General features: G+C 65.7%; 13 protein-coding genes. 5 read left to right on the forward strand and 8 right to left on the reverse strand.

Annotated elements, in window-relative coordinates; all coding sequences use genetic code 11:
• Positions 1–6 precede the first annotated feature (6 nt).
• Genes rpsF through rplI form a run of 3 tightly spaced genes read left to right on the forward strand, consistent with a single transcriptional unit; the run spans position 7 to position 1,294 of the window.
• Entirely contained in the window at positions 7–453 is a 447-nt protein-coding gene (gene rpsF / locus EWE75_RS00980) for a 30S ribosomal protein S6 (protein WP_130154818.1), read from the forward strand.
• Between the two features lie 13 nt (positions 454–466).
• Positions 467–691 (forward strand): 30S ribosomal protein S18, encoded by a 225-nt coding sequence (rpsR, locus tag EWE75_RS00985; RefSeq protein ID WP_010543816.1) that lies wholly within the window; start codon positions 467–469, stop codon positions 689–691.
• Between the two features lie 12 nt (positions 692–703).
• Positions 704–1,294: a 50S ribosomal protein L9 gene (rplI, locus tag EWE75_RS00990; protein ID WP_130154819.1), complete on the forward strand. Its 591-nt coding sequence runs from the start codon at positions 704–706 to the stop codon at positions 1,292–1,294.
• A 149-nt stretch (positions 1,295–1,443) separates the two neighbouring features.
• On the opposite strand, the gene EWE75_RS00995 is transcribed toward rplI, so the two are convergent.
• From EWE75_RS00995 to alaS, 3 genes are all read right to left on the reverse strand, one after another.
• Positions 1,444–2,328, reverse strand: coding sequence for a bestrophin family protein (locus EWE75_RS00995; RefSeq protein WP_130154820.1), 885 nt, complete (start codon positions 2,326–2,328; stop codon positions 1,444–1,446).
• A gap of 38 nt (positions 2,329–2,366) precedes the next feature.
• Positions 2,367–2,588 carry a hypothetical protein gene (locus EWE75_RS01000; RefSeq protein WP_130154821.1) on the reverse strand — a complete coding sequence of 74 codons (222 nt, stop codon included), beginning with the start codon at positions 2,586–2,588 and terminating at the stop codon, positions 2,367–2,369.
• Between the two features lie 189 nt (positions 2,589–2,777).
• Positions 2,778–5,435, reverse strand: coding sequence for an alanine--tRNA ligase (gene alaS / locus EWE75_RS01005; RefSeq protein WP_130154822.1), 2,658 nt, complete (start codon positions 5,433–5,435; stop codon positions 2,778–2,780).
• A gap of 147 nt (positions 5,436–5,582) precedes the next feature.
• Between alaS and EWE75_RS01010 the strand changes: the two genes are divergently transcribed.
• A complete protein-coding gene (locus EWE75_RS01010; protein ID WP_130154823.1) occupies positions 5,583–7,034 on the forward strand; it encodes a DUF1593 domain-containing protein in 1,452 nt (483 codons plus the stop codon).
• Between the two features lie 3 nt (positions 7,035–7,037).
• Here EWE75_RS01010 and EWE75_RS01015 read toward each other — a convergent pair whose 3' ends face one another.
• On the reverse strand, positions 7,038–8,261 hold the full coding sequence (locus tag EWE75_RS01015; RefSeq protein WP_231708138.1) for a M24 family metallopeptidase: 1,224 nt from the start codon (positions 8,259–8,261) through the stop codon (positions 7,038–7,040).
• 116 nt (positions 8,262–8,377) lie between these two features.
• Here EWE75_RS01015 and EWE75_RS01020 point away from each other — a divergent pair, with 116 nt between their 5' ends.
• On the forward strand, positions 8,378–9,694 hold the full coding sequence (locus EWE75_RS01020) for a dicarboxylate/amino acid:cation symporter (RefSeq protein ID WP_130154825.1): 1,317 nt from the start codon (positions 8,378–8,380) through the stop codon (positions 9,692–9,694).
• Here the strand turns inward: EWE75_RS01020 and EWE75_RS01025 are convergent.
• From EWE75_RS01025 to EWE75_RS01040, 4 genes are all read right to left on the reverse strand, one after another.
• Positions 9,685–10,311, reverse strand: a complete 627-nt coding sequence (locus tag EWE75_RS01025; RefSeq protein ID WP_130154826.1) for a glutathione S-transferase family protein — start codon at positions 10,309–10,311, stop codon at positions 9,685–9,687. The two genes, EWE75_RS01020 and EWE75_RS01025, sit on opposite strands and share 10 nt — an antisense overlap.
• 122 nt (positions 10,312–10,433) lie before the next feature.
• Positions 10,434–11,522 (reverse strand): recombinase RecA, encoded by a 1,089-nt coding sequence (gene recA / locus EWE75_RS01030; RefSeq protein WP_420852800.1) that lies wholly within the window; start codon positions 11,520–11,522, stop codon positions 10,434–10,436.
• A 200-nt stretch (positions 11,523–11,722) separates the two neighbouring features.
• Complete coding sequence (locus EWE75_RS01035; RefSeq protein WP_130154827.1) at positions 11,723–12,076, reverse strand: response regulator; 354 nt, start codon at positions 12,074–12,076, stop codon at positions 11,723–11,725.
• A 16-nt stretch (positions 12,077–12,092) separates the two neighbouring features.
• On the reverse strand, positions 12,093–14,507 hold the full coding sequence (locus tag EWE75_RS01040; protein ID WP_130154828.1) for a hybrid sensor histidine kinase/response regulator: 2,415 nt from the start codon (positions 14,505–14,507) through the stop codon (positions 12,093–12,095).
• Between the last annotated feature and the right edge of the window lie 209 nt (positions 14,508–14,716).

Raw genomic sequence — 14,716 nt, forward strand, 5'->3', positions numbered from 1 at the left:
GCACGCATGGCTCTGTACGAGCATGTGTTCCTTGCGCGCCAGGATCTGGCACAGGCGCAGGTGGATGCACTGGCGGAAATCGCCACCAAGATCATTCAGGACAACGATGGTCGGGTCGTCAAGACCGAGACCTGGGGCCTGCGCAGCCTCGCGTACAAGATCGCGAAGAACCGCAAGGCGCATTACGTGATGCTCGAGATCGACGCCCCCGGCTCGGTCATCGTCGAGCTGGAGCGCCAGATCCAGATCAACGAAGACATCATCCGCTACATGACCGTCAAGGTCGACGAGCTGGAAGCCGGCCCGACCGTGATGATGCGCAAGAGCGAGCGTGATCGTGAGCGTCGTGGCGACCGTGAGGGTGGCCGTGGCGCCGATCGTGACGGGCGTCCCGATCGTGGTGATCGTCCCGAGCGCAGCGAGCGCCCGCGTCGTGATTTCGACGGCGAATAAGGAGTTATAGACAATGGCACGCCCATTTTTCCGCCGCCGCAAGAGCTGCCCGTTCTCCGCAAAAGACGCTCCCCGGATTGATTACAAAGACGTCCGGTTGCTTCAGGGCTTCGTGTCCGAGCGCGGCAAGATCGTCCCCTCGCGCATCACCTCGGTGAGCGCGAAGAAGCAGCGCGAGCTCGCCCAGGCGATCAAGCGCGCCCGTCATCTGGGGCTGCTGCCCTACATCGTTAAGTAAGGAGCGACCCACATGGATGTGATCCTGCTGGAACGAGTCGAGAAGCTCGGCAACATCGGCGACGTGGTGAAGGTGAAGGACGGTTTCGCCCGCAACTTCCTGCTCCCGAACAAGAAGGCGCTTCGCTCGAACGAAGCCAACCGCAAGGTGTTCGAGAAGAACCGTGAGCGCATCGTGGCCGAGAACGCCGCGAAGCGTGGCGAGGCCGAGAAGGAGTCGAAGACGATCGACGGCCTGACGGTCACGCTGATCCGTCAGTCGTCGAACACTGGCCAGCTCTACGGTTCGGTCGCGGTGCGCGATCTGATCGAGGCGCTCGAGGCCGAGGGCCACAAGGTGGCGAAGTCGGCGATCGTGCTCAACAAGCCGATCAAGGCGATCGGCCTGTACGAGGTCAAGGTCGCGCTGCACCCGGAGGTGTCGGTGACGGTCAAGATCAACATCGCGCGTTCGCCTGAAGAAGCTGAAATGCAGGCGCAGGGCGTTGATGTCATGTCGGCCATGTTCGAGAAGGACGAGGCCGGCTTCGTCGAAGCTTACGACCCCAACGCAGAACCGGGCGCCACCGCCGAGGTTTCCGCCGAGGAGCCGACCGAGGGCTGATCGCCTTCGCCGTCAGGTACAGAAATGGGCCGCCCGGAGTGATCCGGGCGGCCCTTTCTTTTTTGACGAACCTTCGCTGCTCAAACGTCAGCCCCGCGCAAGCTGGCATCCTTCCCGGCAAAGGCGCTCGCTATCGCGGGCCGCCCCAATCACCACAGCACGCCATCCTTGTCGGGGGTCAACGGCTCGGGCGCGGCGTCGCCGATCGCTTGCAACAGATCGATCTCGATCGTCCGGCACATCGCCGAGAGCGGGACGTCGTGCAGCGTGTTGGCGAACGGATCGACCAGATCGTCGCCGATCGCGAGGATGGCGAGAAACATCAGCCCGACGATCGTCGATCCGAGCGGGGTCGCGAAACCCAGCGTTTCGACCAGCCCGATCGGCAGCAGGATGCAGACGAGATGGGTGAACACCATCGGAAAGAAGCGATATTGATTGGGTAGCGGCGTGTTCTTGAGCCGCTCCATCCCGCCTTGTGCGTTGGCGATATCGACCAGGATGTTTTCCATAGCGGTCTGCTGGATCGTATCGAGCCAGCCCTCGCGCCGGGCGAGGTCGATCCGCCGGCCGGTGCCATCGACAATACCGTTGGCAACATTGGTGCGCACGAGCGCGAACGATGCCTCGCCATCGGACAGGAACCGCAACACGTCATCATCGGGCTTCTGACGGCGCAACTGGCACCGCAGCGCGTTGACATAGGCGATCTGGCGCAACACGATCGTCCGCTTGAGGTCGGTCGCTTCCTCGGGGAGGAAGTTGCGCGCCTGACGGGCCAGGCTGCGGCTGGCGTTGATCATCGCCCCCCACAGCCCGCGCCCTTCCCACCAGCGCTGATAGGCCGAGTTGCTGCGAAACCCGAGCACCAGCGCGAGCGCCGAGCCGAACAGCGTGAGCGGCAGCGACGGCGCGGTGAACGGCAGCACATAATAGGTCGCGGTGACGGTGACGTCCCACACGAACAGCACCACCAGCGGCTTCCAGATTTCACGGATCACCTGCTTGGCGCCCGGAACGACAGTTACGATCATAGCGTCTCAGATACCCCGGCGAACGAATGGCATGTCTATCATCGCTTGGCCTGAACGCCCCTGTCCGTCTGCGCAAGCGGTGGATTCGCCGCGCTGGCAAGCGCTATCGCCGTGCCGGTGGCAGGACGCAGCACGAACCATTGCGGATGTTCGATCGCGACGAGATATGTCAGCACGAACACGCCGAACGCGAGAAACTTCCACGATCCGCGCCAGGTCTCAAGCACGGCGTCGCGGTCACGGTGGGGGGATGGGCGCATCGTCTGTCTCCAATTTCGAATGACAGGCGCAAGATAGGCGGCAGCCCGGCGCGGTGTATAAACCGTCCGTGACATAATATTGCTGCGGTGCAGCATAGCGACGAGGGTGGCGATTCACGCGATGAAGCGCGCGAATCCGTCGATTTCGTGCTTCGACCGATCGGGAGGGCGCGGGGCGCCCTCCCATGATTACGCCGCCGCGTGCTCGGGCGCGAGCGCGGTCCGCACCGCTGCGACGGCTTCAGCCGCTTTCGCGCCATCCGGGCCACCGCCCTGCGCCATGTCCGGTCGACCGCCGCCGCCCTGCCCGCCCAGCACGGCGACCGCAACGCGCAGCAGATCGACCGCGCTCCGCGTGGTCGCAACGTCGGCGGTCAGACCGACCGCGACCGAGGCGCGGCCTTCATTGACCGCGACGATCATCGCCACGCCCGAGCCGATCCGGCCCTTCACGTCATCGACCGCGCCGCGTAGCGACTTGGGATCGAGACCTTCGATCACCTGACCAACGAAATTGACGCCGCCGATCTGCTCCGGTCCCGCCGGCGCGGCGCCTGCGCCGCCGCCGAGCGCGAGCGCCTTCTTGGCTTCAGCGAGTTCGCGCTCGAGCTTGCGACGCTCCTCGACCAGCGCCGCGACGCGCGCGGGAACGTCGTCGGGGGTCGCCTTCAGTGCCGCAGCCGCCTCGCGCAGCTTCTCGTCACGCGCACTTAAATACGCGCGTGCCGCCTCGCCGGTCAGCCCCTCGATCCGACGAACGCCGCTCGACACGGCGCTTTCCGAGACGATCTCGAACAGGGCGATATCGCCGAGCGCATTGACGTGGGTGCCGCCGCACAGCTCGACCGAATAGCTGGCATCGGCATCGCGGCCCATCGACAGCACGCGAACCTCGTCACCATATTTCTCGCCGAACAGCGCCATCGCGCCAGCCGCGATCGCGTCATCGGGAGTCATCAACCGCGTGGTGACCGCATCGTTGCCGCGAATGTGGCGGTTCACGTCGGCCTCGACGTCGGCGATCTCCTGCGGAGTCATCGCGCTGTTGTGCGAGAAATCGAAGCGCAGCCGATCCTCGGCGACGAGGCTGCCCTTCTGCGTGACATGCCCGCCGAGCCGCCGCCGGAGCGCCGCGTGCAGCAGGTGAGTCGCGCTATGGTTGGCACGGATACGCGCACGGCGATCGACATCGATCGCCAGCCGCACGGTATCGCCGACCGCGACCGCGCCGCTGTCTATCCGCGAACGATGCGCGAACAGCCGGCCGAGCGGCTTGGCGGTATCTTCGACCGTGATCGCGACGCCGTCGCCGGTAATCGTGCCGGCATCACCCATCTGGCCGCCGCTCTCGCCGTAGAAAGGCGTCTGGTTGACGAGGATGTCGACCGTCTCGCCAGCCTCGGCGCGGTCCACGCGTGCGCCGTCCTTGACGATCGCGATCACCTGCCCCTCGCCCGCATCGGTCGCATAGCCGATGAACTCGGTGCTACCGAACGCCTCGGCGATGTCGAACCACAGATCGTCGGACGCGCGCTGGCCCGAGCCCTTCCAGGCAGCCCGCGCCGCACGCTTCTGCTCGGCCATCGCCGCATCGTACCCGGCACGATCGACGCTGATCCCCTGCGGGCGCAACGCATCCTCGGTGAGATCATACGGAAAGCCGAACGTGTCGTAGAGCTTGAACGCGGTTTCGCCGGGCAGGATCGCACCCTCGCCGAACGCGGCGGTTGCCTCGTCGAGCAGACGCAGGCCGTTGGTCAGCGTGCGGCGGAACTGCGTTTCCTCCTGGAGCAACGTCGCCTCGATCAGCGGCTGCGCGCGCACCAACTCGGGGAAGGCCGCGCCCATCTCGGCGACCAGCGACGGCACCAGCCGGTGCATCAGCGGGTCTTTCGCGCCGAGCAGATGCGCGTGCCGCATCGCGCGCCGCATGATCCGGCGCAGCACATAGCCGCGCCCTTCGCTCGCCGGCAGCACGCCGTCGGCGATGAGGAAACCCGATGAACGCAGATGGTCGGCGATGACGCGGTGGCTCGCCCGGGCGTCGCCCTCCGCCTGCGTGCCGGTCAGTGCGACCGAGGCGGCAATCAGCGCCTTGAACGTGTCGGTATCGTAATTGTCGGTGACGCCCTGCAACACGGCGGCGACTCGCTCCAGCCCCATGCCGGTGTCGATCGAGGGGCGCGGCAGATCGAGCCGCGTTTCCTTGTCGATCTGCTCATACTGCATGAAGACGAGATTCCAGATCTCGACGAAGCGGTCGCCATCCTCCTCGGGGCTACCGGGGGGGCCGCCCCAGATATGGTCACCATGATCGTAGAAAATCTCGCTGCACGGCCCGCATGGCCCGGTGTCGCCCATCGACCAAAAATTGTCGTTGGTGGCGATGCGGATGATGCGATCCTCGGGCAGACCGGCGATCTTGCGCCACAGATCGAACGCCTCGTCGTCGGTATGGTACACCGTGACGGTCAGCTTCTCCGCCGGAATGCCCCATTCCTTGGTCAGCAAGGTCCAGGCGAGCGTGATCGCACGCTCCTTGAAATAATCCCCGAACGAGAAATTGCCGAGCATCTCGAAGAACGTATGGTGCCGCGCGGTGTAGCCGACATTGTCGAGATCGTTATGCTTGCCGCCAGCGCGCACGCACTTCTGCGAGGATGTCGCAGTCGAATACGGGCGCGATTCTAGTCCGGTGAACACGTTCTTGAACGGCACCATGCCTGCGTTGACGAACATCAGCGTCGGATCGTTCTGCGGCACCAGCGGCGCGGACTGGATGCGGGCGTGCCCCTCGCGCTCGAAATAGTCGAGGAAGCTGCGGCGAATGTCGTTGGTCGAGATCATCCCGCCGACTTAGGCGAGGCCGCACATCTTCTCAAGCGTGGCGCTGCTGCGACGAGCCGTGCATATTCGCTTTGCTGGCAACGGCTCTCCACCGGCTGTAAGGCGAAGCCGCCGTCCAGCGATACGAACGACACACGGGAGAAGACCTTGCGAAAATGGGCAGTCCTGCTTGCGATCACGGTGCCATTTGCCGTCGTAGCAGCCCCGGTCACCGCGCAAGCCCCGCTGGCGGCACCGACCAACCGGCAGCGCATGATCGTGCTGAGCGACATCGAGGCCGATCCCGACGACACGCAATCCTTCGTTCGGCTGTTGCTCTATGCGAACGAGATCGATCTCGAAGGTCTGGTCGCGACGACCTCGATCCACATGAAGACGGCGATCCATCCCGATTCGATCCGCCGTATCATCGCGGCCTATGCCAAGGTGCAGCCCAATCTGCTGAAGCACGAGGCCGGCTATCCGACGCCCGACCGGCTTCGCGCGCTCGTCAGCGAAGGGCAGCCGGGCTATGGCATGGCGGTGGTCGGTGCCGGCAAGGACACGACCGGATCGCGCCTGATCGTCGAGGCGATGGAGCGCAACGACCCGCGCCCGCTGTGGATTTCGGTCTGGGGTGGCGTCAACACGCTCGCGCAGGCGCTGTACACGATCCGCGAGACACGTTCGCCAGACGTGGCGCGGCGGCTGATCGCCAAGCTGCGCGTCTACACCATTTCCGATCAAGACGATGCCGGCGCGTGGCTGCGCAAGACCTTCCCCGATCTGTTCTACGTCGTCAGCCCGGGCGGCTACGGCGCTGGCACCTGGACCGGCATCCACACCCTCATCGACGGCGCGGACAACCGCACGATCAGCAATGCGTGGCTGCGCGACAACATCCAACAGGGCCACGGGCCGTTCGGCGCCATCTACCCCGACGTATCCTATGGCATGGAAGGCGATACGCCCGCGTTCCTCTCGCTGATCCCCAACGGCTTGAGCAATCCCGATCACCCCGATTGGGGCGGATGGGGAGGCCGGTACGAACTCTACACGCCGCCGGTCGCGACAACCGATCCGAGCGGATTCAGCGGGGTGACGATCGCGCCGGAGACGCGCCCGATCTGGACCAATGCAATCGACAGTTTCACGCCGCAGGTCGCGCGCGAATTCGGGCGCGCATCCACCCCCGGCGACCGGCAGATCAAGGATTTCCGAGCCGGAATATGGCGCTGGCGGGACGACATCCAGAACGACTTCGCCGCGCGCATGGCGTGGACGGTGCGCCCCTTCGCGCAGGCGAACCACCCGCCGGAGGTGCGGCTCACGGGTCCGGAGCGGCTGACGGTGAAGTCCGGTCAACGATTCGTGCTGAGCGCCGCCGACAGCACCGACCCCGATGGCGACAGCCTGAGCTTTCAGTGGTTCCACTATCAGGAGATCGGCCATTGGCAGACGCCGATCCTCAACGGCATCGCCGCCAACATCCACACGGTCGATTTCACCGCGCCCACCGTCACCGAACCGCGCGAGGCGCATTTCATTGTGCGCGTGACCGACAAGGGCACCCCGCCGCTGTCCCGCTACAAGCGCGTGATCGTGACGATCACGCCCTGATCGTCAGCCCAACGGCGAATCGATAGAGACGGGCGGGACCGAGAACCATTTCGGTCCCGTCGGCGTCATGTGGAAACAATCCTCCAGCCGAACGCCGAACTTGCCGGGCAGATACAGCCCCGGCTCGTCGGAAAAGCACATGCCGGCCGCCAGCGGCATCGTCTCGCCGTGGACGAGATTGACCGGCTCATGCCCATCGAGCCCGATGCCGTGGCCGGTGCGGTGCGACAGCCCCGGCAGGCGATAGCGCGGGCCGTAGCCGAGGCTCTCGTAGAAACCGCGCACCGCGTCATCGACCGCACCCGCCGGCGTGCCGATCCGCGCTGCCGCGAACGCCTTGGCCTGGCCGGCGCGGACATGCTCCCAGACACTGCGCTGTTCCTTGCTGGCGGCGCCGAACACGAAGGTGCGCGACACGTCGGACTGATAGCCCTGCACCGTACAGCCGCAGTCCATCAGCACCACCTGCCCGTCCGCCACCACCTGCGGCGCGCGGCTGCCGTGCGGATAGGCCGCCGCCTCGCCGATCAGCACCAGCGCGAATTCGGGATCGCCGCCGAGCTTGCGCGTCGCGGCGTTCATCAGCGCGGCGATCTGCTCGCGCGTCATGCCCCTCTCGACGCGCGGATGAACCCAGCGATAGGCGGCGATCGTCACGTCGGTCGCGCGCTGCATCAATGCGATCTCGGGCGCGGTCTTGACCATGCGGCAACCGCGCACGACCGGATTGGCGGAAACGATCTTCGCATCCGGCAAGGCGCGCGTGAGACCATCCACCGCGAAATAGCGCACCGTCTCCTCGATCCCGACCGGACGCCCGGCAAGCCCGCGTTCGCGCAGGAAACCGGCGACCAGCGCAAGCGGGTCTTCATCCTCCTGCCACACGCGGACATCGCACGGGATGGCGAGCGTCTGGCGTACCGAGGGTTCTTCGAAGAACGGCGTGACGATACAGGGATCGCCCTCGGCCGGCAGAACAGCCGCCGTCAGCCGCTCGCTGCGGTGCCATTCGACGCCGGTGAAATAGACCAGCGACGATCCCGCCTCGACCAGCACCGCGCCGATACCGTTCGCCCGCATCAGCGCCTGCGCGCGACCGATGCGCGCGAGCCGTTCGGCAGCGGTGATCGGCACCACGTCGCCGGTGATGTCGGCGAGCCCCGCGAGATCCGGCTCGGCCGCGCGAACGGCATGCGCGGCGGCGAGCAAGGGCAAGGCTCCCGCCATCTTCAACACGCCACGACGGCCGGAGAAACTATTTTGCTGCATCGGAACACGATAGGGCGCTTGACGGCGCCGGGGCAATGCCCTTCGCTATGCACTGGGCCAGCGGGAGACGAGACTTGGCGAAGCGGTTGACGTGGTACATTCTAGGCGGGCTGGTGCTCGGCATCGTGCTCGGCTGGGCGATCCACGCCGGGATCGACGACGGTTCGCCGGAAGCGGCCGCGCGGCTGAAGGCCATCGCAGGCTGGTTCTCGATCCTGACCACGGTGTTCCTGCGGCTCATCAAGATGATCATCGCGCCATTGGTGTTCTCGACGCTGGTGGTCGGCATCGCACACATGGGCGATACCGGCGCGCTCGGCCGCGTCGGGCTGAAGGCGGTCGGCTGGTTCATCGGCGCGAGCCTGGTATCCCTCACGCTCGGGCTGCTGCTGTTCCATCTCACCTCGGACCTCGGCGACACGCTCGGTCTCAGCCCGCACCTGACGCCACCGCCGGTCAACGCCGCGGTCGGGCTCGATGCGAGCGGGTTCGATCTCGCCAAGATCATCACGCATATCGTGCCGAGTTCGATCGTCGATGCGATGGCGACCAACGAAATCCTCCAGATCGTGATCTTCTCGGTGTTCTTCGGCGTCGCGATCACCGCCGTTGGTGAGCGCGCCGCGCCGTTGGTGGCCGCTGCCGAGGGGCTGGCAGCGGTGATGCTACAGATCACCGATTACGTGATGCGACTCGCGCCGATCGCGGTGTTCACCGCGATCACCGCCGCGCTGACCGAGCACGGGCCGGGGCTGATCTTCAAACTCGCTTACTTCATGGGCAGCGTGTATTTCGGGCTGGCGACGCTGTGGATCGTGCTGGGGGCGCTGGCCTTCGCGGTGATCGGCCGGCGCGCGGGTATGTTGCTGCGCTACATCCGCGAGCCGGCATTGCTCGCGTTTTCCACCGCATCATCCGAAGCGGCGTTCCCGCGCACGCTGGAGGCGCTCGACCGGTTCGGCGTGCCTGCCAAGATCGCCAGTTTCGTGCTGCCGCTCGGCTATTCGTTCAACCTCGACGGATCGATGATGTACATGACGTTCGCGTCGCTGTTCATCGCCAAGGCCTACGGCATTCAGCTCACGCTCGGCACGCAGATCGCGATGCTGTTGACGCTGATGGTCACGTCGAAGGGAATCGCCGGCGTGCCACGCGCGAGCCTCGTCGTGATCGCGGCGACGCTCGGGCAGTTCGGCATCCCCGAGGCGGGGCTGTTGCTCATCATCGGTGTCGATCAGTTCCTCGACATGGGCCGTTCGGCGACCAATGTCGTCGGCAATGCGATCGCGGCGAGCGTGGTGGCGCGGTGGGAGGGCGATCTCGATCCGCCCGAGCCGGCCGAGATCGAGCCGCCCCACGCGCCGAGCCACGGCTTCACGCGTCACGCATAGGCATATGGCCCACCCTGCGCGAGCGCTGCCTGATAGGCGGGGCGCGCGTGGATGCGGTCGAGCCAGGCGATCGTCGCCGGGCGTGACGCATTGAGACCGGCGCGGCTGCGGGCGGCTTCGAGCGGAAAGCTCATCATGATGTCGGCGGCGGAGATCGTGTCGCCCGCGAACCACGGCTGCGTTGCGAGCACGCCTTCCACATAATCGAGATGGACGTCGATCATCGGCTGGAAGCGCCGACACGCCGCACGCCCGAACAGCGGCACGCGGCCGAGCACGAGCAGCACGAGGAGCGGCGGCATCAGCGAGCCTTCGGCGTAGTGGAGGAACTGGCGGTAACGAAGCGCCGCGTCACGGTGCGCGGGGGCGGCGAAGCGGCCGTCGCCTTTCGCGACGAGATATTCGACGATCGCGCCGGTCTCGACGAGGACGCGGCCGTCGTCCTCGATCATCGGCGACTTGCCGAGCGGATGGAGGCGCTTGAGCGCTTCCGGCGCGAGCATCGTCTTGGGGTCGCGGGCGTAGCGGCGGAGGTCGTATGGCAGTTCGAGTTCTTCGAGCAGCCAGAGGATTCGCTGCGAGCGCGAATTTTCGAGGTGGTGAACTAGGATCGTCATGGCGCTCTCAATCGCGGATCGATGCGATCGGTTCCACCACGCTGAAAGGCCCGCGACGTGGGCGGGCCTTTCCGGGCTTTGCGACGCTGGACGAACGCCGCGTTAAAAATCGCTAAGGTTGCTCACATATCGACGTCGTCGTCCTCGGGGCCGGCCATCATCTCTTCAGCGACCTTGTCGGTGCGGCTGCGGATGGCTTTTTCGAGGCGGTCGCACATCTCGCTGTTTTCCTTGAGGAAATTCTTCGAGTTTTCGCGGCCCTGGCCGATGCGAACGCTGTCGTAGCTGAACCAAGCGCCCGATTTCTCGACGAGGCCGGCCTTGACGCCGAGATCGAGAATTTCACCGATCTTGGAGACGCCCTGCCCGTACATGATGTCGAATTCGACCTGCTTGAACGGCGGCGCGACCTTGTTCTTGACGACCTTGACGCGCGTGGTGTTGCCGATGATCTCCTCGCGATCCTTGATCTGGCCGGTGCGGCGGATGTCGAGGCGGACCGAGGCGTAGAACTTCAGCGCGTTACCGCCGGTCGTGGTCTCGGGGTTGCCGTACATCACGCCGATCTTCATGCGGAGCTGGTTGATGAAGATCACCATGCAGCGCGAGCGGCTGATCGAGCCGGTGAGCTTGCGCAAGCTCTGCGACATCAAGCGGGCCTGGAGGCCGACATGGCTATCGCCCATCTCGCCCTCGATTTCCGCACGCGGCACCAAGGCAGCGACCGAATCGACCACCAGCACGTCGATCGCGTTCGAACGCACCAGCGTATCGACGATTTCGAGCGCCTGCTCGCCGGTGTCGGGCTGCGACACGATCAGTTCGTCGATGTTGACGCCGAGCTTCTTGGCATAGACCGGATCGAGCGCATGTTCGGCATCGACGAAGGCGGCGGTGCCGCCGCCCTTCTGCGCCTCGGCGATGACGTGGAGCGCGAGCGTGGTCTTGCCCGAGCTTTCCGGCCCGTAAATCTCGATCACGCGGCCGCGCGGCAGGCCACCGACGCCGAGCGCGATGTCGAGGCCGAGCGAGCCGGTCGAGATCGTCTCGACCTGCATCGTCTCTTTCGAGCCGAGCCGCATCGCAGAACCTTTGCCGAACGCACGGTCGATCTGTGCGAGGGCGGCTTCGAGCGCCTTTTGCCGCTCATCAGCGGCCTTGGTGTTGGATGCTGCCATTTTGGTGTCGATAACCTTCAGTGATGCCGCCAAGATAGCCTCCGTCGCTAAACCGATGTGCTTGCGCATTCAATGCGTGTTGGAAGCTTCGTATCCTATTTGTTCTTTTGGAACAAGAGCGGAACGGAGAATTTTTCCAACGGGCGTCGTCCCGGCGGAGGCCGGGGGCGGCTTATGGCTTGGCGATCGTTTCGCGTAACACGCAGCGGCCCCGGCCTTCGCCGGGGCGACGGTTAGGCCAGCGCGTCCAGGGCTTTCGCGACGCCGTCCATTGTAAACGGCTTGGCGAGCGAGGGTCGGTCGCGGAAGCGTTCGGCGACGCTGTCGTGCGAGCCGCCGGTGGCGAACACGAAGGGGATGTTGGCCGCCGCGAGCGCATCGGCGATCGGCAGGCTGGTTTCGCCGCCGCGCAGGTTGAGATCGAGGATCGCCGCGTCGATGCCGCCGGCCTGGATGAGCTCCATCGCGGCCGAGACGCTATCGGCGCTGCCGACCGCAACCTTGTCGAGAATTTCGAGGAAATCCTCAAGCATCATCGCGATCAGGGGTTCGTCCTCGACGATCAGGATATTTTGCGGCGCGGTCATGACGGTTCCATAACCATCAACCCGCGTCCGCGCCAAGCTCTTTCGCGGCCATCATCGCGCGCACCGCCTCGGCAAGCTGCTGTACCGAAAAGGGTTTCGCGAGGAAAGCGACGTTTTCAAGGTCGATCGACTTGCGCAGCGTCTCCTCGGCATAGCCCGACATGAACAGGATCGGCAGATCGGGATACAGTTTGCGCGCATGGCGGACCATCGTCGGGCCGTCCATCAGCGGCATCATTACATCCGAGACGAGCAGATCGGGGCGCGGATGGCTGGCGAGCAGGTCCAGCGCCGCCTCGCCATGTTCAGCGGTGAGCACGGTATAGCCCTGCCGGGTGAGCGCACGTTCGGCGACGGCGCGAACCATGTCCTCGTCCTCGACGAGCAGGATCGTGCCGCTGCCCCACAGATCGAGCGGCTTCTTGGGCGGCGCGATCACCGTATCGGCGACGGGCGCGGACGCGGTGTGGACGGGCAGATAGATGCTGAACACCGCCCCCTGCCCCGGCTTCGACTCGGCGAAGATGTAGCCGCCCGATTGTTTGACGATGCCGTAGACGGTCGAGAGGCCGAGCCCGGTGCCCTTGCCGACATCCTTGGTGGTGAAGAACGGCTCGAAGATCTTGGGCAACACATCGGCCGGGATGCCGGCGCCGTTATCGGCCACTTCCAGCCCGACATAATCGCCGACGGGTAAGAAATCCGACCGCATCCGTCGCACGTCGGTCGCCGTTACCGCAAAGGTGCGGATCGAGAGGACGGCGCCACCTTTGGGCGGCTTGGCGAGCATCGCGTCGCGGGCGTTGACCGCGAGGTTGACGACGACCTGTTCGAGCTGCCCCGGATCGGCGCGCACCGGCGCAAGATTGCGGCCATGCTTGACCTTGAGCGTGATGCTCTCACCGAGCAGCCGCTTGAGCAGTTGCGACACTTCGGACACGACATCGGGCAGTTGCAGCACCTGCGGGCGCAGCGTCTGCTGGCGCGAGAAAGCGAGCAATTGCCGGGTCAGCGAGGCCGCGCGGTTCGAATTGGCGCGGACTTGCTGGATGTCGTCATAATCGCTGTCGCCGGGGGAATGGCGCATCAGCATCAGATCACAATGCCCGATGATCGCGGTGAGGATGTTGTTGAAATCATGCGCGACGCCGCCGGCGAGCTGGCCGACCGCCTGCATCTTGGTGGCCTGCGCGACCTCGCGCTTGAGCCGGGTTTCCTCGCCATTGTCCTTGAGACTGAGCAGCACCGCCGCATCGCCGAGGCCGCGCGCGCCGGCGATCGACAGCGCGACCGGCTCGTCGGGATGATCCTTGAGGCGGATGGCGAGATCGGTCGAATGGGTCGCGCCGCTGGCGAAGCGACGCACCGCATCGGCGATGACGCCCTTGTCCTCACGCACGACGAGATCGCCGGGATAGACCGGCGGCGCGGCGGGATCGACCAGCGCCGCACGGGCGAACGACTCGTTCATCTGGAGGAAGCGCCCATCATTGCCGACCAGGGCGACCCCGAACGGCATCAGCGCGACGAGCGTCTGGACGTGCGCGCTGGCGCTCGCGCCGATCGCGGGGGCGCCGCTCTGCTCCTCGTCGATCAGCGCGACCAGCATCGGCGCATCGTCGCCCTCGACGAACGGGATTTGTAGCACGCGCAGCGGGTTCTTGAGCATCCCCTCGCGCTCGAACCGGACCATGCCGCGTTCGTCGGTGATGAGGAAGCGCGCGAAATCGCGGCCGGTGATCTCGGCATCGGCGTGGCCCATTGCGCGCGCGCGCAGCACACTGTTGGCGGCGATGACGCGACCGTCGTGGCCGATCAGCGTAACCATGATGCCGGCGCGGCCGAACTGCTCGCCGGTGCGCCCGGCCACGAGTTCCTCGACCGTGGCGGCGAGGTTGACCCCCGTGGTCTGGCGGAACCGCCACACCAGCAGATCGCCGTCCTCACCCGCACAGGCGATGTCCGCGACGACGCTCGATCCACGCGCGACGAGCCGGTCGAGCGTGGCGGTGCCGTCACGCCACGCCCGCCGCCCGGCGTCGCCAAGCCGCTCGGCACCGTCGCCGTCGAGCGGCAGGCCGGGCGGGGTCGGGAAGCCGCCGAACAGCGCTTCATAATGATCGTTGGCGCAGACCAGCCGCCCGGCACGATCGGTGACGGCGACCGCATCGGCGCTGGCAGCGGCAAGCGTGCGGGCGAGCGCCCAATCGGGTTCGCCGTCCTCGCCCGCGTTCGAGGGGAACAGCCGGCGAAAGGCGATCATCCCGCCAACCACGAGGATCGCGGTGGCGAGGAAGGCAGCGGCGATCGTGACGTTACCGAGCAGGCCGAGGATGACGAGCGCGGCGGCGATGCCGGTGGCGCCGGCAATCAGCGCCGCATCGCGGGTTGGGTTCGAGTCGGGGGACTTGAGGATAGGAAGGCTGGCCATTCGTATCCTTGTTGGCACCGGTTGAAGGGTTCGAATATAACGTATGAACGCGAAATGTGCAGAGTTCGCACGGCCTATCACCCCGATCGTGTGCTAGGTCGAGCAACACCTTTTTGTGCTCCCGCGAAAGCGGGAGTCCAGAGTACCAAGAGCCGCAGATCGTGGTTCTGCTTTGCTCTGGGTTCCCGCTTTCGCGGGAACACTGGATT

The organism is Sphingomonas populi (genome assembly GCF_004208535.1).
Lineage (GTDB): Bacteria > Pseudomonadota > Alphaproteobacteria > Sphingomonadales > Sphingomonadaceae > Sphingomonas > Sphingomonas populi.